This window comes from Luteimicrobium sp. NPDC057192 (genome assembly GCF_042670205.1).
GTDB lineage: Bacteria > Actinomycetota > Actinomycetes > Actinomycetales > Cellulomonadaceae > Luteimicrobium.
Window position 1 is genome coordinate 1 of sequence record NZ_JBHUWD010000034.1, and the last position, 20641, is coordinate 20641.

Consider the following 20641-nt stretch of genomic DNA (forward strand, 5'->3'; position numbering starts at 1 on the left):
CGCCATGTCGGAGCGCTCCAGGAAGCGCGCGATCTCGCGGTCGTTCGACAGACCGCCGGCCACATCGGTGTCGATGAGGCGCCGCAGCACGGCCGTCTTGCGGGCGCCGTCGTCGTGCGCGCGGGGTGCGTCAGCCGCGCGGGACGTTGGCGACGCCGTCGGGCAGGAAGCGCTTGCCGAGGACGCGCTCGGAGTAGCCCGTGCGGTCCAGGTAGGGCGTGATCCCGCCGAGGTGGAAGGGCCACCCGGCGCCGAGGATCATGCAGAGGTCGATCTGCTGCGGGCCGGCGACGACGCCCTCGTCGAGCATGAGCCCGATCTCGCTGGTGAGGGCGGTGAGGGTCGCGTCGAGGACGCCGGCGGCGTCGAGCGCCTCGTCCGTCCGGGTGGTGCCGTCGCCGTCGAAGACCGCCTGGATCTCGGGGTTGACAGGCTTCGGGAGTCCCTTGGCGGGGGCGTCGAGGACGACGCGGGTCCCGTCGGCGACGAGCTTCTCGAGTCCGGGGGAGACGGGGAAGCGGTCGCCGAGGTCCTCGCGCAGCGACTGCAGCACGTGCAGGCCGACGGCGGGGCCGACGAGGTCGAACAGCTCGAACGTCGGCATGGGGAAGCCGAGGGGGTCGGTGGCGTGGTCGGCCACGTCGACGGGCGTCCCGTTCTCGACCGCCTCGACGATCTTGCCCATGACGAGCACGAGGAGCCGGTTGACGACGAAGCCGGGACGGTCCTTGACGAGCACGGACGTCTTGCGGAGCTTCTTGGTGACGGCGAACGCGGTCGCGAGGGCCTCGTCGGACGTCTTCTCGGCGTGGATGACCTCGACGAGCGGCATCGCGGCGACCGGGTTGAAGAAGTGGATCCCGACGACGCGCTCGGGGTGCTGCAGGTCGGCCGCCATCTCGGTGATCGACAGCGCGGAGGTGTTGGTCGCGAGGATGGTCTCGGGGGACACGATGCCCTCGAGCTCCGCGAAGACCTTCTTCTTGAGCCCGAGCACCTCGGTGACGGCCTCGATGACGAAGTCGCAGCTCGCGAAGTCCTGGACGTCCGTCGTGCCGTGCACCTGGGCGGTGATCCGTGCGGCCGTGTCCTTGGACATGCGCCCCGTCGACACGAGGCGCGCGAGCTGGGACTGGACGAACCCGAGGCCCTTGTCGACGCGCTCCTGGTCGATGTCGCGCATGACGACGGGCACCTGGAGGCGCTGGGCGAACAGCAGCGCGATCTGCGCCGCCATGAGCCCGGCGCCGACGATGCCGACCCGCGTGACGGGCCGCGCGAGCGACGCGTCGGGGGCGCCGGCGGGCTTCTTGCCGTGCGAGACGAGCTGGAACGCGTAGACGCTCGCCCGCATCTCGTCGGTCATGATGAGGTCGGCGAGCGCCTCGTCCTCGGCGGCGAAGGCCGTCGTCCGGTCGGAGTCGCGGGCCGCGGTGACGAGGTCCAGGGCCCGGTACGGGGCGGGGCGGGAGCCGTGGACGGTCGCGTCGAGGCGCTGGCGGGCGGCGTCGGTGACCGCCTTCCAGGTGGCCTCGTCGTCGAGGGGACGACGCTCCACGACGATCTCGCCGCGCAGGATCGCCGCGGTCCAGCGGATGGACTCCTCGAGGAAGTCGGCGGCGTCGAAGATGGCGTCGGCCAGGCCGATCTCGTAGGCCTCGGCGGCCTTGAAGGGCTTGTTCTGCGCGGGGCGCGTGAGGATGACGTCGAGCGCCTTCTGCACGCCGAGCAGGCGCGGCACGAGGTAGGCGCCGCCCCAGCCGGGGACGAGGCCGAGGCCGGTCTCGGGCAGGGCGATCGCGCCGGCGTCGGACGCGACGGTCCGGTAGTCGCAGTTGAGGGCGATCTCGAGGCCGCCGCCGAGGGCGACCCCGTTGATGTACGCGAAGGTCGGGACGCCGACCTCGGACAGCGCCCGGTACGCGGCGTGGCCACCCCGGCCGAGGGAGAGCGCGTCGTCGCGCGAGGTCACGGACGCGACCTGCGTGAGGTCGGCGCCCGCGGCGAGGAAGTACGGCTTGCCCGTCACGCCGACGGCGACGATCTCGCCGGCGGTCGCGCGCTCGTGCAGGCGCTCGACGACGGACTGGAGCTCGGCGATGCCCTGCGGGCCGAGGGTCGTGGGCTTGGTGTGGTCGAGCCCGTTGTCGAGGGTGACGAGGGCGAGCGTGCCGAGGTCGCCGGGGAGCGCGACGTCGCGCACGAGGAAGTGGGTGACCCGCTCGGCGCGGGGCGTGGTGGTGTCGGTCATCGGTGATCCGTCCCTGGTTCGAGTTCGTGGGGTGCGCAGTCAGCGGCGCGTGGCGTCGGAGTGGCCCGAGTAGTCGGCGTGGTTCGGGTTCTCCCAGATCACGGTGCCGCCCATGCCGAGGCCGACGCACATGGTCGTGATGCCGTACCTGACGTCGGTGTGCTGCTCGAACTCGCGGGCGAGCTGCGTCATGAGGCGCACGCCCGACGACGCGAGCGGGTGCCCGACGGCGATCGCGCCGCCGTACGGGTTCACGCGGGGGTCGTCGTCGTCGATCTTGAAGTGGTCGAGGAACGCGAGCACCTGGACGGCGAACGCCTCGTTGATCTCGAACAGGCCGATGTCGTCGATCGTGAGCGACGCCTTGGCGAGGGCCTTCTCGGTGGACGGGATCGGTCCGAAGCCCATGATCTCGGGGTCGACGCCCGCGAACGCGAACGACACCATCCGCATGCGCGGGGCCAGGCCGAGCTCGTCGGCGGTCTCGCCGGACGCGACGAGCGACATGGTCGCGCCGTCGGTCAGCGGGGACGCGTTGCCGGCGGTCACCCGGCCGCCCGGGCGGAACGGGGTCTTGAGGTTCGCGATCGCCTCGACCGTCGTGCCGGGGCGGGGGAGCTCGTCGGCGGTGGCGAGGCCCCACCCGAGCTCGGAGCGGACCGCGACGGGCACGAGGTCGGGCGCGATGTTGCCGTCCGCGAGCGCCTGGGCGTACCGGGCCTGGGACTGTACGCCGTAGGCGTCGGCGCGCTCCTTGGTCAGGTGCGGGAAGCGGTCGTGGAGGTTCTCGGCCGTGGCGCCCATGACGAGGGCGTCGCCCTCGACGAGGCGCTCGGTGAGGAAGCGGGGGTTGGGGTCCGCGTCGAAGCCCATGGGGTGGTGGCCCATGTGCTCGACGCCGCCTGCGAGGGCGACGTCCTGCATGCCGGCCATGATCCCGGACGCCGTGGTGGTGACGGCGGTCATCGCGCCCGCGCACATGCGGTCGATGGCGTAGCCGGGGACGGTCTTGGGGAGGCCGGAGAGCACGGCCACGGACCGGCCGAGGGTGAGGCCCTGGTCGCCCTGCTGCGTGGTCGCGGCGATCGCGACCTCGTCGATGCGCTCGGGCGGGAGCTCGGGGTGGCGGCGCAACAGCTCGCGCACGGTCTTGACGGCGAGGTCGTCGGCGCGGGTGCCGGCGTACAGGCCGTCGGGTCGGGCCTTGCCGAACGGGGTGCGTACGCCGTCGACGAAGACGACGTCACGCACGGTGGGGCGGGTGGAGGCGGTGGTCATTGCTTCTCCTGATCTGGACTGCGGTGTCCTGGGCGGTCCGTCGACGCGAGAAACACGATACCGCCAGTCCTAGGAAAGTCTACGCACACCAGCGCGCGCCGAGGTGACGTGCGCCACGGCGTTGTCGGTGCGGCGCACTACGGTGCGTGCATGACCGGCCGACAGCAGCCCTCGGGAGCGTCCGTGTCCTCCGTCGAGATCGAGCACCGGTTCGATGCTCCGCTCGACGTCGTCTGGCGTGCGTGGACGGATCCCGAGCGCGTGAGCAGGTGGTGGGGATCGGATCCTGACGGCGTCGTGACGTCCGCCGAGCTCGACGTCCGCGTCGGCGGCCGGTTCGAGATCTCGTTCCGGGACCCGAGCGGCGACGCGCACACGTCCCGCGGCGAGTACCTCCGCGTCGAGGAGCCGAGGGTCCTGGACTTCACGTGGTCGTGGGAGTCCGAGCCGGGCGCCCAGTCACGGGTGACGGTGGAGCTCGCGCGTGCCGGCGACGCCACCGCGATGCGGTTCGTCCACGGCGAGCTGGTCGGGGTCTCGGCGCACGACTACGCCCCCGGGTGGCGCAGGACGTTCGGCAAGCTGGACGCCGTCCTGGCCGACGAGCGGTGACGACGACGGCGGCGCACCCCGGGTGGGGAGCGCCGCCGTCGGAGGAGCGGGGAAGGTCAGCCGCGAACCTTGCGCACCGCCTTCTTGGCGAGGGGGAGCGCCTTGTTCCACATGCTGTACAGGGGAGAGAAGGGGACGTCGAACGACGCGGTCAGCTCGTCCTCGTGCTGCGCGAACGACTTCTTGAACTCGGAGATCCCGTCGTTGAGCAGGCCGTTCATGTCGTAGCGGCGCAGGCCGGCGTCGCGGGAGATCGTGACGGCCTTCCACTTCACGGGCGCGTTGGCGCGCAGCGAGCGGCCGGCGTCGTTCTGCCCGCCGTACAGCTCGAACGCCGTCGTGGCGGACACGACGTCCCACACGAACGAGCACGGCTTGCCGTCGCCGTCGAACGCCGCGACCAGGAGCGACCGCTCGCCGAGGTACCGGTGGATCGCGAGGTAGTACTCGTCGTCGTGCAGGGCGAACCCGGCCCGGGCGGCGGTCTCGTGGTAGACGTCGAGGACGCCGCGGACCTCGTCCTCGGTCTCCACGCGCCGCACGTCGAGGCCGGTGCGCAGACCCTTGCGGATGTCGTAGCGCGTGGTGCGGGACATCGCCGCGAGCAGCTCGTCCTCGGTCTTCGACAGGTCGAGGATCAGCGTCTTGGGGTAGAGGATCGGGTTCGGCGAGGGGACCGCGCCGGCGACCTCGAGCGGGTCGACCGCGTCCCAGTCGGGCTCGAACGTCACCGAGATGCCGCCGATCTCCTTGCGGCACCAGTTGGCGACCGCATCGCACACGAGCCCGCGGAGCGCGGGGTCGGGGACGACGGGGCCGCGCGGGACGTGGGCCAGCGAACGGAAGGGCGAAGGGAGCTGGCGGACGAGGACCTGCGCGAGGCCGATCGTCTGGTCTCCCAGGGAGATCTCGACGTGGTGGGAGGTCCAGGCACCGTCGGCCTTGACCTGGCCCCAGCCCCAGAGCTGGAGCGGGTGACCGCCGAGCCGGTCGATCTCGGAGTCCCAGAGGGCCTGGTCGTCGATCACGGTCACGAGAGGGGAGGAACCGGGCATGGCCTGAACCTTACCCGGCGCCGGGCGCCGCTCGGTCCGCCTCAGGCCGCTCCGGTGACCCCGGTGAGGGCCGCCACGAGCGGCGCCGCGACGAGCTCGATCTGCCACTCGCGGGCACCACGTCCGCGCAGGAAGTCGCCGACCGTGTCGACCGTGAACGGGTCGGGCGGCGTCCAGCACAGGCGGCGCAGCGCGTCGGGCTGCAGCACGTTCTCGGTGGGCAGGTGGTGGTCCTCCGCGATCCCGGCGACGAGCGGCCGGGCGATCTCGAGACGCGCCCAGGCGGCCGGGTCGCGGTCGGCCCACGCGCGGGCAGGCGGCGGCGCGTCCGTGCCGGGGCCGCGCAGCGACGGGAGCTCGTCCACGGGCAGCGCCAGCGCCTCGGAGATCGCCCGCTGCCACACGGGCGCGCGGCGCTTCGCGCCCTTGGTCGCGAACTCGGGCAGCCGCGTCAGGTCCGCGACCGTACGGGGGAGGGCCTGGGCTGCGGCGACGATCGCACGGTCCGGCAGCACGCGCCCCGGCGACAGGTCACGAAGCCGGGCGTTCGCGTCCCGCGCCTCCCACAGCCCACGGACGACGGCGAGCCTGCGCCGGTCCCGCAGCGTGTGCGAGCCGGACGTGCGCCGCCACGGGTCCACACGCGGCGGCGCCGGGGGAGCGAGCCGCTCGGCCTCGAACTCCTGAGCCGCCCAGTCGGCCTTGCCCTGCTCCGCGAGCTCGCCCAGCAGGTGCTCGCGCAACGGCACCAGCAGCTCGACGTCGAGCGCCGCGTACCGCAGCCAGTCCTCAGGAAGCGGGCGGGTGGACCAGTCCACAGCCGAGTGCTCCTTGGCGAGCCCGAGGCCCAGCACCTGCGCGACGACGGCCCCCAGGCCCACGCGCTCGTACCCCAGCAGGCGGGCCGCGAGCTCCGTGTCGAACACCCGCTGCGGGCGCATCCCGAGGTCCGCCAGACCAGGCAGGTCCTGCGTCGCCGCGTGCAGCACCCACTCCGCGTCGCCGAGGGCGTCGCCGAGCTCGTGCAGGTCCTCGAACGGCACCGGGTCCACCAGGACCGTGCCGACGTCTTCACGCCGGATCTGCACGAGGTAGGTGCGCTGGCCGTACCGGTACCCGGACGCGCGCTCGGCGTCGACGGCCACCGGGCCCGTGCCCGCTGCCAGCCGGTCGACGGCGTCGCGGTAGGCGGCCGGCGTCGCCACGACGGGCGGGATGCCCGCGGCCGGCTCCCGCAGCGGCGTGACCGCGGGCTCCTCGGCCACGGGGGTGCCGTCGGTGGTGCCCTGCGTCACGAGCCGCTCCCCGCGCGGCGCGCGCGCAACGGGGTCACGCCCTCGGGCAGCGCGGGCCGGCCCGCGACCGACCCCATGAGGTGGGCCCAGGCGTGGACGTGGGGCGCGAGGTCCGCCGTCGTGGGCGACCACGACGCGCGGATCTCGATCTCGTCCGCCTCCGGCGTGTCGGCCAGCGAACCAAAGCTCTCGGAGATCACCCGCGTCACGGTACCGCCGTGGGCGCGCGAACCCGCACCCGCCGAGACCAGGGCCTCGCGCAGCCACGTCCACGCCACCTCCGACAGGAGCGGGTCTCGCACCAGGTCACGCTCCAGCGGCGCGCGGACCATCGTGACGGCGCGGAACCTGCCCTGCCAGACCTCCTGGCCCGCCGGGTCGTACAGCACCACGAACCGTCCCGACGCGGCGTCGGTCGCGTGCGCGCCGTGACCCGCGAGCTCACCGGTCAGCGCGAGGGCAAAGGGGGCCACCCGGGTGGGGGCGGGGATCTCGTGCAACGAGACGTCCGCGCGCACCCGCAGATCCCGCAAGGAGCGGAGCGCGCGCTGGAACTCCTCGGGCACGTGCACGTCGCCGGCCGGACTCACACGGGCACTGTAGGTGCTGGTAGGCCCGTTCTCGTGGAGGTGGACGGCGTGCCGCCGTCGGGCATGTCTGGATTACGCTGACCACGGAGCCGCTGAGCATCTCCGACGTATCTTTCGACCACCGCCTAGGAGTCTGAAGCATGTCCGCACGCGCACAGATCGGTGTCACGGGCCTCGCCGTGATGGGCCGCAACCTCGCACGGAACTTCGCCCGGCACGGGTACACCGTCGCGGTGCACAACCGCTCCTACGCGAAGACGGAGTCGCTGATCGCCGACCACGGCACCGACGGCGACTTCGTCCCGTCCGAGTCGACGGCGGACTTCGTCGCCTCGATCGAGCGCCCCCGCAAGATCGTCATCATGGTCAAGGCGGGCGCCGCGACCGACGCCGTCATCGACGAGCTCATCCCGCACCTCGAGGAGGGCGACGTCGTCATCGACGGCGGCAACGCGCACTTCCCCGACACGATCCGTCGCGAGCACAAGCTCTCCGAGCTCGGCCTGCACTTCGTCGGCATGGGCGTGTCCGGCGGCGAGGAGGGCGCCCTCAACGGCCCGAGCATCATGCCCGGTGGCCCCAAGGAGTCGTACACGACCCTCGGCCCGATCCTCGAGGACATCTCCGCCAAGGTCGACGGCACCCCGTGCTGCACCTGGGTCGGGCCCGACGGCGCCGGCCACTTCGTGAAGATGGTCCACAACGGCATCGAGTACGCCGACATGCAGCTCATCGCCGAGGCCTACGACCTGCTCAAGCACGGGCTCGGCGAGTCCGCCGCCGGGATCGGGAAGATCTTCGAGCAGTGGAACGCCGGCGACCTCGAGTCGTTCCTCATCGAGATCACCGCCGACGTCCTGCAGCACGTGGACGCCGCGACCGGCAAGGCGTTCGTGGACATCGTCCTCGACCAGGCGGAGCAGAAGGGCACCGGCCGCTGGACCGTGCAGAACGCCCTCGACCTCGGCGTCCCGATCACCGGCATCGCCGAGGCCACCTTCGCCCGCGCGCTGTCGGGGTCCGTCCCGCAGCGCGAGGCCGCCCGCGCCGGTCTGCCCGGCGACGCCGGCACCTGGCAGATCGACGACCGCGACGCGTTCGTCGAGGACGTCCGCCTCGCGCTCTACGCCTCGAAGCTCGTCGCGTACTCGCAGGGCTTCGACCAGATCGCCGCCGCGAGCGCCGAGTACGGCTGGGGCGTCGACCGTGGCGCCATGGCCCGCATCTGGCGGGGCGGTTGCATCATCCGCGCGAAGTTCCTCAACCGGATCACCGAGGCGTACGAGCGCGACGAGAACCTGCCGCTGCTCATCGCCGACCCGTACTTCGCGGACGTCGTCGGCAAGGGGCTCGCTGCGTGGCGCCGGATCGTGGCGCAGGCCGCGCTCAACGGTGTGCCCACGCCGGCGTTCGCGTCGTCGCTCGCGTACTACGACGGCGTGCGTGCGGAGCGACTGCCCGCCGCGCTGATCCAGGCGCAGCGCGACTTCTTCGGCGCGCACACGTACCGCCGGGTCGACCGCGAGGGCACGTTCCACACGGAGTGGTCGGCCGACCGCAGCGAGACCGAGGCGTGAGCCGGCGCGCGAGCGCGCAGGTCGCCCCCGTCGTCCGCCCGATCGTCCTGGGCGGCGACGCGGGCGCGTACAGCCTGGCCCGCGCGTTCCACGAGGCGTACGGGGTCCGCGCGACCGTCGTGACGATCGTGCCGACGCGCAACGTCCGGTACTCGAAGATCCTCGACAACCTGGTCGTGCCGGAGCTGGACGACCCTGAGGTCATGGTGCGGACCGTCCGCGAGCTGGCGGCGGGGTCCGACGTGCCGGTGATGGTCGTGACGTGCGTCGACTGGTACGTGCGGGCGCTGGCCGAGCACCGGGCGCGGATCGAGGACGTCGCGATCGTGCCCTACACGCGGCTCGACCTGCTCGACCGGGTGATGGACAAGCAGCGGTTCTCCGAGCTGTGCGTCGAGCTGGGCGTGCCGCACCCGCGCACGGTCGTGCGTCACGGCGGCGACCAGGTGGGCGAGCTGGGGCTGCGGTTCCCGATCATCGCGAAGCCGGGCGACAACGCCGCGTGGCACCACGTGAAGTTCCGGGGCAAGCGCAAGGTCCACGAGCTGTCGAAGGTCGAGGACCTCCAGTGGCTGCTCACGGCCGCGGGGGAGGCCGGGTACCGGGGCGCGTTCATCGTCCAGGAGTTCGTGCCGGGCTCGGACGCCCAGATGCGGATCATGACGACGTTCTCCGACCAGCGCGGCTACGTGCGCACGGCCGTGGGCGGGCACGTCCTGGTCGAGGAGCACACGCCCGGCACCCTCGGGAACCCGGCGGCGATCCTCACGGGGCCGTTGCCGCAGATCGAGGCCGACGCCCGCAAGCTCGTCGAGCACCTGGGGTGGACGGGGTTCGCGAACTTCGACATCAAGCTGGACCCGCGGGACGGGAAGGGCTACTTCTTCGAGCTCAACCCGCGCACGGGCCGCTCCAACTACTACATGACGGCGAGCGGCGTGAACCCCGCGAAGCTGTGGGTCACCGAGCACGTGCTGCACGGCAACATCCCGGTGCCGATCCGGCAGCAGGTGCTGTACCGGATCGTCCCGGGGTTCCTGCTCCGCAAGTACGTCAAGGCGGCGGACGACCCGGAGGTCCGCACGCGTCTCAAGCAGGTGCGCCGGGTCGCGCACCCGCTGCGGTACGGGCGCGACCGGTCCCTGCGGCGCGACGCGTGGGTGTGGCTCTCGGAGCTCAACCAGGTCCGCAAGTTCCGCCGGTTCTACCCGGTCTCCGAGGCCCGGGCCACGGCGTACCGCGGCGCGGGTGCACCGACCGCCACGGGGGCGCCGCGTGGCTGAGCCGACGCCGTCCGCCGAGAACCCCGGCGAGGAGCCCCTCGTCGGGGTGCTCGGCGGCGTCGGCCCCCTGGCCACGGCGTACTTCCTGCAGCGGGTGATCGAGCTGACCCGGGCCGAGCGCGACCAGGACCACCTGGACATGGTGGTGCTCGACCACGCGACGATCCCGGACCGGACGGCGTTCGTCCTCGGCCGGTCGCCCGAGGATCCGGGGCCTGTGCTCGCGCGCGACGCGCGCCGCCTCGAGGCCTTCGGGGCCGCGTTCCTCGTGATGCCGTGCAACACGGCCCACCACTTCACGCAGCAGGTGGTCGACGCCGTGGGCGTGCCGTTCGTGTCGATCGTCGACACGACGGTCGACGCGGTCCGGGCGCGCATCGCCGGCCGGACGACGGTGGGGCTGCTCGCGACCGAGGGCACCGTCGCGGCGCGCGTCTACCAGGACGCGTTCGCGGCGCACGGGGTCGAGACGATCGTGCCCGACGACGCCGACCAGGCGGTGGTGTCCGCGGTGATCTACGACCAGGTCAAGGCCGGGAGGCCCGTCGACCTGCCCGCGCTGCAGGGCGTCGTGGCGCGCCTCGCGGACCGGGGCGCGGCCGCCGTCGTCCTCGGCTGTACCGAGCTCTCGGTCGCGGCCGTCGACCACGACCTGCTCGCAGACCCGCTGTACGTGGACTCGCTCGACCAGCTCGCGCGCGCCACCATCGTCCGCGCAGGGCACGAGGTCCGGGCGGGCTGAGTCCGGCCGGGTACAGGTCGCCCGCCGTCCCCGTGAGGGGCGGCGGGCGACGTGCGTCCGGGGTCAGCCGATTTCGCTGGTGCCCGCGTACAGGTGGAGGACGGGCAGGTCGTCGAGCTCCTCACGGGCACGCGACGCCCAGTCGCGGTGGAACGTGTCCTCGACCGCGTGCGGGTAGGTCACGACGACGAGCTCCAGCACGTCGCCGCGCGCGACCCGCTCGCGGACCGTGGGCAGCGGGTCGTCGGCCGTCACGACGCCGCTCGCCTCGCGCCCGGCGTCGGAGAACAGGGCCTCGGTCTCCGCGACCTGCTCCTCGGCAGTCTTCTCGGCCTGCGGCTGCGACGGGACGTCGCGGCGCAGGTCGTGCCAGGCCTGCTTGAGCTCGCCCACGCTGAGGTGGTCGATGAGCTCGACGGCGAAGTTGCGCTCGGAGTCGGCGGGGATCAGGACCTCGTACCGCAGGACCTCGTCGGGGTGCATGCCGACGACGTGCTGGACGTCGGCCCGGCCGAGCGCGTCCTCCGCGAGGACGAGGACGGTCCGGGGCGCGGACGACGCGGCGGGCTGCGGGGCGGGGGCGTTCTCGGTCATGGCGTCACCCTAGCCGGGCAGCCGCCCCCGCGGCCTGCCTAGGCTGGCGCCGTGACAGGTGAGACGACGAAGCGGACGGTGGTGGCCGCTGGAGGTGCGGGGTTCCTGGGCAGGATCGTCGTCGCGGACCTGGTCGGTCGCGGCCACACGGTCGCGGTGCCCACCCGCCGCCCGACCTCGCTCGACGACCTTGCCGTGCACCTCGCCGGAACCCCGGGACACCTCGTCGTCGTCCCGCTCGACGACGCCGGTCCGGCGCGCGCCGCACCCGCCCTCGCCCGGCTCGACCCGGCGCCGTCGGCGGTCGTCGCGGCGCTGGGCGGCTGGAGCATCGGGCCGCGCCTGCTCGCCGTCGCACCGGACGCCTGGCAGCGCGCCCTCGACGACCACCTCACCGCGCACCTGCGCGCGATGCAGGCCTACGTCCCCCTGCTCGCCGGCCAGGACGACCCCGTCTACGTGACCACCAACGGCGCGGCCGCGGACGAGCCCATGGCGGGGTCCGGCCCGATCAACGTCACCGGCGCTGCTCAGCGCATGCTGCTGCGCGTCGTCGCCGCGGAGGAGACCGACGGCGTCCGGTTCCACGAGGTCTCGTTCCTCGCGGCCGTCGCGGGGGACGACCGCAACCTCGACCCAGAGGCCGAGCTCGGGCACGGCGAGGTCGCGGACGCCGTCCGGGGCGTGCTCGACGACCCCCGCACCCCGCAGCTCGTCCGGGTCGTGCCCCGCGGCGCCCGCTGATCGACGGTCCGCGCCGGCTGCCGAGACGTGCGTCACAGCGCCGTCGCGCCAGGCCGACGTACCCTGGACGGTCGTGACCACTCCCGTCCCCGCGCTGAGCGACGTCGTCCCGCACGTCTCGCCGGACCGCCTGCTCGGCGACCTCGTCCCGCCGCGGCACTTCGCCGCCGCCCGGTTCTCCACGTACCGGGCGAACCCGGACTTCCCGACCCAGCAGGCCGCGCTCACCCGCCTGGCCGAGGTCGGCCAGGCGCTCGTCCGGCCCCGCTCCGGCGGCCTGTTCAAGCGCACCAAGAAGCAGACCCCGCCCGCCGTGTACCTCGACGGGGGCTTCGGTGTCGGCAAGACCCACCTGCTCGCGTCCCTCGCGCACGAGGTCGGGCTCGAGCGGGTCGCGTTCGGGACGTTCGTCGAGTACACGAACCTCGTCGGGGCCCTGGGCTTCCGCCAGACCGTCGACGCGCTCGCCGCGAAGACCCTCGTCTGCATCGACGAGTTCGAGCTCGACGACCCGGGTGACACCGTCCTCATGTCGCGGCTCCTGCGCGAGCTGGCCGACCGCGGCGTCGCCCTCGCCGCGACGTCGAACACGCTCCCGGAGTCCCTGGGCGAGGGCCGGTTCGCCGCCGAGGACTTCCTCCGCGAGATCCAGGCGCTCTCCTCCCGGTTCGAGGTGCTGCGGATCGACGGCCCCGACTACCGGCACCGCCCGACCGTCACCGAGACCCCCGACGTGCCCGCCGACGCGGTCCGCGCCGCCGCGGGCGCCGTGACCGGTGCTCGCCTCGACGACTTCGACACGCTCGTCGCGCACCTCGCCCACGTGCACCCGAGCCGGTACGGGGCCCTCCTCGACGGCGTCGAGCTGCTCGCGCTCACGGGCGTCCACCCGGTGACGGACCAGAACGTCGCGCTGCGCCTCGTGGTGCTCGTCGACCGCCTCTACGACCGGGACGTGCCCGTCCTGCTCGGCGGAGGGGACGCCGGCCTCTTCACGGCAGAGATGCTCGCCGGTGGGTACCGCAAGAAGTACTTCCGCGCGCTGTCGCGGCTCGGCTCCCTCGCCGAGGACGGCCGCACGCGCGTCGCCGCGCTCGCCGCGTAGGCCCGCGCGCCCGGGCGCGGGCCCGGACGCGGGCCTGGTGCGACGGCGTCAGGTCGCCAGCAGCCGACGGCGCTCGGCGTCGACGTCGAAGTCGGCCGGGGGCCAGCCGAGGTCGAAGCCGCGCAGCGCGTCGAGCAGCAGCTCCGACACCGCGAGCCGCGCGAACCACTTGCGGTCGGCCGGCACGGCGTACCAGGGCGCGACCTCGGTGTTCGTGCGGTCGAGCACCGCCTGGTACGCCTCCTGGTAGGCCGGCCACTTCAGCCGCGAGTCGACGTCGCCCGGGTTGTACTTCCAGTACTTGTCGGGCCGGTCGAGTCGCTCGAGCAGACGTGCCCTCTGCTCCTCGGGGGACAGGAGCAGCGCGACCTTCACGATCCGGGTCCCCGCCTCGACGACGCGCTCCTCGAACCGGTTGATCTCGTCGTACCGCTTCTCCCACACCTCGGGCGGGACGAGCCCGTCGACCCGCGCCACCAGCACGTCCTCGTAGTGCGACCGGTCGAAGACGCCGATGTAGCCGGGACGGGGGAGCGAGCGCCGGATCCGCCACAGGTAGTGGTGCCGCGCCTCCTCGGGCGTCGGGACGCCGAAGGACCGGTGCGCGACGCCTTGCGGGTCCACGAGACCGACGACGTGCCGGACGATCCCGCCCTTGCCCGCGGTGTCCATGCCCTGCAGCACGAGCAGCACGGACCTCGAGCCTCCCGAGCGACCCTCGGCGAACAGCCGCTCCTGCAGCTCGGACAGCTCGGCCGCGTGGCGGGTCACCATGTCCTCGCCCGCCTGCTTGCCGTGCTTCCAGCCCGGCGTCGACGCGCGGTCGAACGTGGCCAGGTCCAGCCCGGCGGGCGCACGGAGCGCCTCGAGCGGCGGCTTCTTCCACCCCGGGTGCTTCGCGGCGTTCTTCTTCGAGTGGCCCATGTCGCGAGCCTACGGACGCGGCGGGCCGGTGGCAGCGCGAGGAGCCGCGAGCAGCACCGCGACCGACCGTGCGCCCAGGAGGAGCACCTGGCTCGGCCCGTCGTCGAGGAGCCGCGCGGCGTCTTCCCACGCGGCGGCGAGGCGCCACGTCCCCGCGGGAAGCCGGACCTCGACCTCCGTCGCCGCCCGCGTGAGCGCTACCACGACCCCCGGCCGCACGACGACGACGGTCGCGTCGTCGTCCTGAGCGCGCACCTCGACCGCGGCGAGGTCGCCCGACGACACCGCCGGTTCGTCCCGCAGCGCGACCAAGGTGCGGTACCAGGCGAGCAGCGCCGCGTGCACGCCCTCGTCCTTCTCCGCCCAGTCCAGGACGGAGGCGTCGCGCGTCGCCCGGGCCTGCGGGTCGGGCACCTCGATCTCGCCTCCGTAGAGCGCGTCCCAGCCGTGGCCGCCGAACTCGCGCGACCGCCCCTCCCGGATCGCCCGGCCCAGCTCGGGGTCCTCGTGGTCCGTGAAGAACTGCCACGGGGTGCTCGCTCCCCACTCCTCGCCCATGAACAGCATCGGCGTGAACGGCGAGACCAGCACGAGCGCGGCCGACGCCGCGAGCGCCCCGGGGTCGAGCCGGGCCGAGGGCCGGTCCCCGAGGGCCCGGTTGCCGACCTGGTCGTGGTCCTGGTCGAACACGACGAAGGCGTGGCCGTCGCGGCCGGGCGGGAGGGGCCGGCCCCACGTCCGGTCCCGGAAGGTGGACCAGGTGCCGTCGTGGACGAAGACACCGGTGAGCGACTTCGCGAGCACCTGCGCCGACCCGAAGTCCACGTAGTACCCGTGCCGTTCGCCGGTGAGGTACGCGTGGACGGCGTGGTGGACGTCGTCGGCCCACTGGGCGGTCATGCCGCGGCCGCCCGCGGACGTGGGTGCGGTCGTGGCGGGGTCGTTCTCGTCGGACTCGGCGACGAGCGAGAGCGGGCGGCCGACCTCGGTGGCGAGCGCGGCGACGGTGTCCGCGAGCTCGGCGAGCAGGTGGCGGGGGGAGTCGTCGACGAGCGCGTGCACGGCGTCGAGGCGCAGCGCGTCGACGTGGAAGTCGCGCAGCCACCGGCACGCGTTCTCGACGATCCACGCCCGCACCTCGGTGCTGCCGTCGCCGTCGAGGTTGACCGCGGACCCCCACGGCGTGTGGTGCGCCTCCGTGAAGTAGGGCCCGAACTCCGGCAGGTAGTTGCCGGCCGGGCCGAGGTGGTTGTAGACGACGTCGAGCGCGACCGCGAGACCGTGCGCGTGCGCGGCGTCCACGAAGCGGGCGAGGGCCTCCGGGCCGCCGTACGGCTCGTGGACCGCCCACAGGGCGACGCCGTCGTACCCCCAGCCCCACCGGCCACCGAACGCGTTGACGGGCATGAGCTCGACGACCCCGATGCCGAGGTCGGCCAGGTGGTCCAGCCGTCCCACCGCGGCGTCGAGCGTCCCCTCGGCGGTGAACGTGCCGACGTGCAGCTCGTAGACGACCTGCCCGCGGACGTCTCGTCCGGGCCAGGCGTCATCGGTCCACTCGAAGGCGCCGGTGTCGACGACGCGGCTCGGCCCGTCGACCCCGTGGGGCTGGCGGGCGCTGCGGGGGTCGGGGCGCGGCGGCCCGTCGTCGAGCGCGAAGGCGTAGTCGGTGCCGGCTCCGAGGCTGAGCGGGGCGCGCCACCAGCCGTCGCGGCCGGGGTCCGCGGCCAGGGGGACCCGTTCGGCACCGGCGAAGGACCCGTCCCGGCCGCGGGGCAGCACGAGCTCGACGCGCCGCGCGCGAGGCGCCCAGACCGCAGGCCTCACGACGGGCCTCCGGGCGCGCCGTCGTCCGGCACGAGGAGCGCGACCGGGAGGGCGGCGAGGAGGTCCTCGAGCCGGACGGCGCCGCCGGCGACCCGTGCCCCGGTGAGGACGTCGCGCCAGTCCCCGCCCGGGAGGACGACCGCGTGCTCGTGCCAGCCGCCGGTCTCCTCGAGCTCGGTCGCGAGCCGCGTCACGACCGTGACCGCGCGGGCCTCGCCGTCGCGCGTGCGTGCGAACGCGACGGCGCACGGGGACGAGGTCGGCAGCGGCCGGTAGCCCGCGCCCTCCCCGACGAACGCCTCGGGGTCGGCGCGGCGGACGCGGAGCGCCCGGGACGTGACGAGGAGCTTCTGGTCCGTGAGCGAGCGTGCGCCGGCACCGTCGTCGAGCCGGGCGAGGCGGCCCGCGAGGGCGGTGTGGTCGACGGGTCGACGGTTGTCGGGGTCGACGAGGGCGGGGGCGAAGGCCTCGGTGCCCTGGTACACGTCCGCGACGCCGGGCATCGTGAGCTGGACGAGCTTGATGCCGAGCGACGCGGCGCGCAGCGCCCGCTCGCCGGCGTGGGCCCAGTCCCGCAGCAGGTCGACGCAGGCCGTGTCGGCCAGGGTGGTGCGCGCCAGGTCGACGACGGCGTCCTCGTACGCGGTGTCAGGGTCCGTCCAGGACGTGCGGAGCTTCGCCTCGCGCAGCGCCTTGACGAGGTACGCGGCCAGCCGGTCGGGGTCGATGGGCGCGCCCACGCCGTCGGCCGCGTCGGGGTCCCACGTCCCGGCGAGCGTCTGCCACAGGAGCGTGGCCGCGTGGCCGTCGACGAGCGCCTGGCGTCGTGCGCGGACGAGGGCCTCGAGCTCGCCGACCGTGCGTTCCCAGGTTGCGCCGCGCTCGGAGAGGACGCCCAGCGTCGCGCGCGTGTCCTCGTTGCGCTTTGTGTCGTGCGTCGACCCCGTGGTGAGGGCGAGCGGCGTCAGGGCGCCGAAGGCCCCGGCGAACGCGTGCCAGGCGTGCGGGTCGAGCGCGAAGCGTGCCGGGTCGGCGCCCACCTCGCACAGGCTCGTGAGCTCGGTCCACCGGTAGAAGGCGGTGTCCTCGACGCCCTTGGCCATCACGGCGCCGCAGACCTGCTGGAAGCGCACGACCAGCTCGTCGCGGCGGGGTCCGCGGGTCCGGCCGGCGCTGCCGACCTCGCGACCGAGCAGAAGTGCGACGACGACGTCGAGCGTCTCGGCGCGGTCGGCGGCGAGCCGGAGGCGAGCCCGGGCCGCTGCGGCCTCGACGGCGTCGACGGCCTCGCGTCGCGGCTCGACCCCGGGCACGACGTAAGCGCGGTAGCGGTCGAACTCGACGAGCAGCGCGCTCAGGCACTCGTGGAGCCCTCGCCAGGCGTGGTCGCGCAGGCGGGGGTCGTCCTGGCAGACGGCGCGCGCCAGGTCCGTCAGGCGGTGCAGCTCGGCGTAGAGGGCGCCGTCGAGCACCTCCGCCTTGGAGCGTGCGACCAGAGGCTCGAGGCCCTCGGCGGCGTCCGGCTCGGCGGCACGCCGGAGGCGTCCCAGGTTCGTGCGGCCGCGCGGGTCGACGAACAGCTCCTGGAGCCGCCACAGCGCGTCGTAGCCGGTGGTGCCGACGGTCTCCCAGTCGGGCGGGAGGGTCTCCTCGCCCTCGAGGATCTTCTCGACCGCGACCCACGAGCGGCCCGTCCGCTCCGCGAGGCGCTCGAGGTAGCGGCCCGGGTCGGCGAGCCCGTCGGGGTGGTCGATCCGCAGGCCGTCCACCGTGCCGTCCGCGACGAGCTCGAGCACGAGGGCGTGCGTGGCGTCGAAGACACGCTCGTCCTCGACGCGGACGGCGACGAGCGAGCCGACGTCGAAGAACCGCCGGTAGTTGAGCTCCTCGTCGCCGACGCGCCAGTAGGCCAGCCGGTAGTGCTGGTGCTCGAGCAGGTCGGTGAGGGGCAGGGACTCGGTCCCGGCGCGGACCGGGAACACGTGGTCGAAGTACCGCAGCACCGTGCTCGGCTCCTCGCCCCCCGGGAGCACGAGCTCGTCGAGCGCGAGCTGGTCCTCCGCGAGCACGTCGGGCAGCCGGGCGCCCAGCACGGGCAGGAGCACCGCGCCCTCGGCCGCGGACCAGTCGACGTCGAACCAGTGCGCGTACTCGGACTCCGCCCCGTGGGCGAGCACCGACCACAGGGCGCGGTTGTGCCACGCGGGCACGGGTACCGCCATGTGGTTGGGGACGACGTCGAGCACGATCCCGAGGCCGTGCTCGTGCGCCGCAGCGGCGAGGCGCGCCAGGCCGTCCCGCCCGCCCATGACGTCGGAGACCCGGGCGTGGTCGACGACGTCGTACCCGTGCGTCGACCCCGGTGCGGCCTGGAGCACGGGGGACAGGTACAGGTGCGTGACGCCGAGCGAGGCCAGGTACGGCACCTGGGTGGCGGCGCCGTCGAAGGTGAGGTCGGGCCCGAGCTGGAGCCGGTAGGTCGAGACGGGGACGGGTCGATCCGCGGCGGGCCGGCGGCGGGCGAGGACAGGGCCGCTCACGCCGCCGCCGACGGGCGCGAGAGGACGATCGCGCTGCGGCCGGTGACGCGCAGCGTGGCGCCGGCGAGCACGCGCGAACCGGGCCGTGTCGTCCCGTCGGTGTCGAGGCGCACGGTCCACGCCTCCCCGAACGACTCGTCGGGCAGATGGAAGGGCAGGACGTCGGAGTGGGCGTTGAGCAGGAGCAGGAACGAGTCGTCGACGATGGGCTCCCCGCGGCGGTCCGCCTCGGGGATCGTGGCACCGTTGAGGAAGACCATGACGGTCCGGGCGAAGCTCTGCTCCCAGTCCGTGGAGTCCATCCGCTGCCCGGTGAGGTCGAGCCACTCGATGTCGGCGGGCTCCGCGGAGGACGACGGGGCGCGCCCCGCGGTCCCGGCGTCGTCGTCGAGCACGCCCCCGGGCCCGACGTCGCCCGAGCCCGGCTCGATGTCCGAACGGCCCGTGAAGAAGCCCCGCCGGTGCAGGATCGGGTGGTCGCGGCGCAGTGCGACCGCCTGGCGCGCGAACTCGAGGAGCGCGCGCCGGTCGTCGTCCAGGTCCCAGTCCACCCACGTCGTCGGGTTGTCCTGGCAGTAGCCGTTGTTGTTCCCGCCCTGGGTCCGGCCGATCTCGTCCCCGTGGCTGATCATCGGGACGCCCTGGGAGAGCATGAGGGTCGCGAAGAAGTTCCGTTGCTGGCGTCGGCGCAGGCGGACGATCTCCTGGTCGTCCGTCTCGCCCTCGACACCGCAGTTCCACGACCGGTTGTAGGACTCGCCGTCCTTGTTGTCCTCGCCGTTCGCCTCGTTGTGCTTCTCGTCGTAGGAGACGAGGTCGTGCAGGGTGAAGCCGTCGTGGGCCGTCACGAAGTTGATGGACGCGATCGGCTTGCGCCCGCTGTGCTCGTACAGGTCGGACGACCCAGTGAGCCGGCTCGCGAACTCGGGCAGCGTCGAGGGTTCCCCGCGCCAGAAGTCGCGGACCGTGTCGCGGTACTTCCCGTTCCACTCCGTCCAGAGCGGGGGGAAGCCGCCCACCTGGTAGCCGCCGTCGCCCAGGTCCCACGGCTCGGCGATGAGCTTGACCTGGGAGACCACCGGGTCCTGGTGGACGATGTCGAAGAACGCCGAGAGCCGGTCCACCTCGTGGAACTGCCGGGCCAGGGTCGCTGCGAGATCGAAGCGGAACCCGTCGACGTGCATCTCCTCGACCCAGTACCGCAGCGAGTCCATGATCATCTGCAGCACCTGCGGCGAGCGCATCAGGAGCGAGTTCCCCGTGCCCGTGGTGTCGAAGTAGTGCGCCTCGTCCCCGTCGACGAGGCGGTAGTAGGCCGCGTTGTCGATCCCACGGAAGCTCAACGTCGGGCCCTGGTGGTTCCCCTCGGCCGTGTGGTTGTAGACGACGTCGAGCAGGACCTCGATCCCGGCCTCGTGCAACGCCTTGACCATCGCCTTGAACTCGAGGACCTGCTGGCCGCGCGTCCCGTAGGCGGTGTAGCCGTTGTGGGGCGCGAAGAACCCGATCGTGTTGTAGCCCCAGTAGTTCGACAGCCCGCGCTCGCGCAGCACCGGGTCGTCGACGAACTGGTGGACGGGCATGAGCTCGATCGCCGTCACCCCCAGCTTCGTCAGGTGCTCGACGACGGCCGGGTGCGCCATGCCCGCGTACGTGCCGCGCAGGTGCTCGGGAACCTTGGGGTGCTGCATCGTCATGCCCTTGACGTGCGCCTCGTAGATCACGCTGTCGTGGTAGTCGCGGTTCGGCGGCCGGTCGTGGCCCCAGTCGAAGTAGGGATTGATGACGACCGAGTGCATCGTGTGCTCGGCGGAGTCGGCGGTGTTGCGCTCCTCGGGCGCGGAGAACCGGTACGAGAAGAGCGACTCGTCGCCGTCGATCATGCCGTCGATGGCCTTGGCGTACGGGTCGAGCAGGAGCTTGTCCGGGTTGCACCGGTCGCCCGACGCCGGGTCGTACGGCCCGTGCACGCGGTACCCGTAGCGCGTCCCCGGCCCGACGCCGGGCAGGAACCCGTGCCAGACGTGCGCGTCCACCTCGCGCAGCGGGAGGCGTTCCTCGGTCCCGTCGTCACGCAGGATGCACAGCTCGACCTCGTCGGCCACCGACGAGAAGAGCGCGAAGTTCGTACCGGTGCCGTCGAAAGTCGCGCCGAGCGGGTACGCGCGGCCAGGCCAGAGTTCCATGGGGTTCAGCGTGCCATCCCGGCCGCTCCTACGACGGG

Annotated in this window: 16 protein-coding genes; 6 read left to right on the top strand and 10 right to left on the bottom strand. The window is 73.3% G+C overall.

All coding sequences use genetic code 11. From position 1 onward, the window contains the following. Positions 1-130 precede the first annotated feature (130 nt). A complete protein-coding gene (locus ACFT5B_RS15185) occupies positions 131-2251 on the bottom strand; it encodes a 3-hydroxyacyl-CoA dehydrogenase NAD-binding domain-containing protein (protein WP_386799689.1) in 2121 nt (706 codons plus the stop codon). A 39-nt stretch (positions 2252-2290) separates the two neighbouring features. Next, on the bottom strand, positions 2291-3529 hold the full coding sequence (locus ACFT5B_RS15190) for a thiolase family protein (RefSeq protein ID WP_386799691.1): 1239 nt from the start codon (positions 3527-3529) through the stop codon (positions 2291-2293). Positions 3530-3679: 150 nt separating this feature from the next. Between ACFT5B_RS15190 and ACFT5B_RS15195 the strand changes: the two genes are divergently transcribed. Then, entirely contained in the window at positions 3680-4141 is a 462-nt protein-coding gene (locus ACFT5B_RS15195) for an SRPBCC domain-containing protein (protein ID WP_386799693.1), read from the top strand. Positions 4142-4197: 56 nt separating this feature from the next. Here ACFT5B_RS15195 and ACFT5B_RS15200 read toward each other — a convergent pair whose 3' ends face one another. From ACFT5B_RS15200 to ACFT5B_RS15210, 3 genes are read right to left on the bottom strand one after another with little or no spacing between them, the layout of a single operon-like run. Next, a complete protein-coding gene (locus tag ACFT5B_RS15200) occupies positions 4198-5196 on the bottom strand; it encodes a lipid II:glycine glycyltransferase FemX (protein WP_386799695.1) in 999 nt (332 codons plus the stop codon). A gap of 41 nt (positions 5197-5237) precedes the next feature. Then, positions 5238-6491, bottom strand: coding sequence for an HRDC domain-containing protein (locus ACFT5B_RS15205; protein WP_386799698.1), 1254 nt, complete (start codon positions 6489-6491; stop codon positions 5238-5240). Further along, the gene (locus tag ACFT5B_RS15210; RefSeq protein WP_386799700.1) at positions 6488-7081 is read right to left on the bottom strand and encodes a DUF3000 domain-containing protein; all 594 of its coding nucleotides are present in this window, start codon (positions 7079-7081) and stop codon (positions 6488-6490) included. The genes ACFT5B_RS15205 and ACFT5B_RS15210 overlap by 4 nt, the downstream gene beginning before the upstream one ends. Before the next feature lie 140 nt (positions 7082-7221). Here ACFT5B_RS15210 and gndA point away from each other — a divergent pair, with 140 nt between their 5' ends. The 3 genes from gndA to ACFT5B_RS15225 are packed head-to-tail and all read left to right on the top strand — an operon-like array spanning position 7222 to position 10683. Then, complete coding sequence (gene gndA / locus ACFT5B_RS15215) at positions 7222-8658, top strand: NADP-dependent phosphogluconate dehydrogenase (protein ID WP_386799702.1); 1437 nt, start codon at positions 7222-7224, stop codon at positions 8656-8658. Next, positions 8655-9941 carry a carboxylate--amine ligase gene (locus tag ACFT5B_RS15220; RefSeq protein ID WP_386799704.1) on the top strand — a complete coding sequence of 429 codons (1287 nt, stop codon included), beginning with the start codon at positions 8655-8657 and terminating at the stop codon, positions 9939-9941. The genes gndA and ACFT5B_RS15220 overlap by 4 nt, the downstream gene beginning before the upstream one ends. Then, entirely contained in the window at positions 9934-10683 is a 750-nt protein-coding gene (locus ACFT5B_RS15225; protein ID WP_386799706.1) for an aspartate/glutamate racemase family protein, read from the top strand. Before ACFT5B_RS15220 ends, ACFT5B_RS15225 begins: the two co-directional genes overlap by 8 nt. Before the next feature lie 63 nt (positions 10684-10746). On the opposite strand, the gene ACFT5B_RS15230 is transcribed toward ACFT5B_RS15225, so the two are convergent. After that, positions 10747-11277, bottom strand: coding sequence for a hypothetical protein (locus ACFT5B_RS15230; RefSeq protein WP_386799708.1), 531 nt, complete (start codon positions 11275-11277; stop codon positions 10747-10749). A 51-nt stretch (positions 11278-11328) separates the two neighbouring features. Here ACFT5B_RS15230 and ACFT5B_RS15235 point away from each other — a divergent pair, with 51 nt between their 5' ends. Beyond that, positions 11329-12021, top strand: coding sequence for an NAD(P)-dependent oxidoreductase (locus ACFT5B_RS15235; protein WP_386799710.1), 693 nt, complete (start codon positions 11329-11331; stop codon positions 12019-12021). Positions 12022-12094: 73 nt separating this feature from the next. Then, positions 12095-13126 (top strand): cell division protein ZapE, encoded by a 1032-nt coding sequence (zapE, locus tag ACFT5B_RS15240; protein ID WP_386799712.1) that lies wholly within the window; start codon positions 12095-12097, stop codon positions 13124-13126. Between the two features lie 48 nt (positions 13127-13174). Here zapE and ACFT5B_RS15245 read toward each other — a convergent pair whose 3' ends face one another. Genes ACFT5B_RS15245 through glgX form a run of 4 tightly spaced genes read right to left on the bottom strand, consistent with a single transcriptional unit; the run spans position 13175 to position 20603 of the window. Continuing rightward, on the bottom strand, positions 13175-14050 hold the full coding sequence (locus ACFT5B_RS15245; protein ID WP_386799714.1) for a PPK2 family polyphosphate kinase: 876 nt from the start codon (positions 14048-14050) through the stop codon (positions 13175-13177). Between the two features lie 9 nt (positions 14051-14059). Then, positions 14060-15877: a malto-oligosyltrehalose trehalohydrolase gene (gene treZ, locus ACFT5B_RS15250; RefSeq protein WP_386799717.1), complete on the bottom strand. Its 1818-nt coding sequence runs from the start codon at positions 15875-15877 to the stop codon at positions 14060-14062. Further along, positions 15874-18417, bottom strand: a complete 2544-nt coding sequence (gene treY, locus ACFT5B_RS15255; protein WP_386799719.1) for a malto-oligosyltrehalose synthase — start codon at positions 18415-18417, stop codon at positions 15874-15876. The genes treZ and treY overlap by 4 nt, the downstream gene beginning before the upstream one ends. After that, positions 18414-20603, bottom strand: coding sequence for a glycogen debranching protein GlgX (gene glgX / locus ACFT5B_RS15260; RefSeq protein ID WP_386799721.1), 2190 nt, complete (start codon positions 20601-20603; stop codon positions 18414-18416). The genes treY and glgX overlap by 4 nt, the downstream gene beginning before the upstream one ends. Between the last annotated feature and the right edge of the window lie 38 nt (positions 20604-20641).

Excerpts from the sequence above, each read along its gene's own strand:
- ACFT5B_RS15230 (WP_386799708.1), bottom strand. The coding sequence starts at position 11,277 with ATGACCGAGAACGCCCCCGCCCCGCAGCCCGCCGCGTCGTCCGCGCCC.
- ACFT5B_RS15185 (WP_386799689.1), bottom strand. The coding sequence starts at position 2,251 with ATGACCGACACCACCACGCCCCGCGCCGAGCGGGTCACCCACTTCCTC.
- ACFT5B_RS15190 (WP_386799691.1), bottom strand. The coding sequence starts at position 3,529 with ATGACCACCGCCTCCACCCGCCCCACCGTGCGTGACGTCGTCTTCGTC.
- ACFT5B_RS15200 (WP_386799695.1), bottom strand. The coding sequence starts at position 5,196 with ATGCCCGGTTCCTCCCCTCTCGTGACCGTGATCGACGACCAGGCCCTC.
- gndA (WP_386799702.1), top strand. The coding sequence starts at position 7,222 with ATGTCCGCACGCGCACAGATCGGTGTCACGGGCCTCGCCGTGATGGGC.
- glgX (WP_386799721.1), bottom strand. The coding sequence starts at position 20,603 with ATGGAACTCTGGCCTGGCCGCGCGTACCCGCTCGGCGCGACTTTCGAC.
- ACFT5B_RS15195 (WP_386799693.1), top strand. The coding sequence starts at position 3,680 with ATGACCGGCCGACAGCAGCCCTCGGGAGCGTCCGTGTCCTCCGTCGAG.
- ACFT5B_RS15245 (WP_386799714.1), bottom strand. The coding sequence starts at position 14,050 with ATGGGCCACTCGAAGAAGAACGCCGCGAAGCACCCGGGGTGGAAGAAG.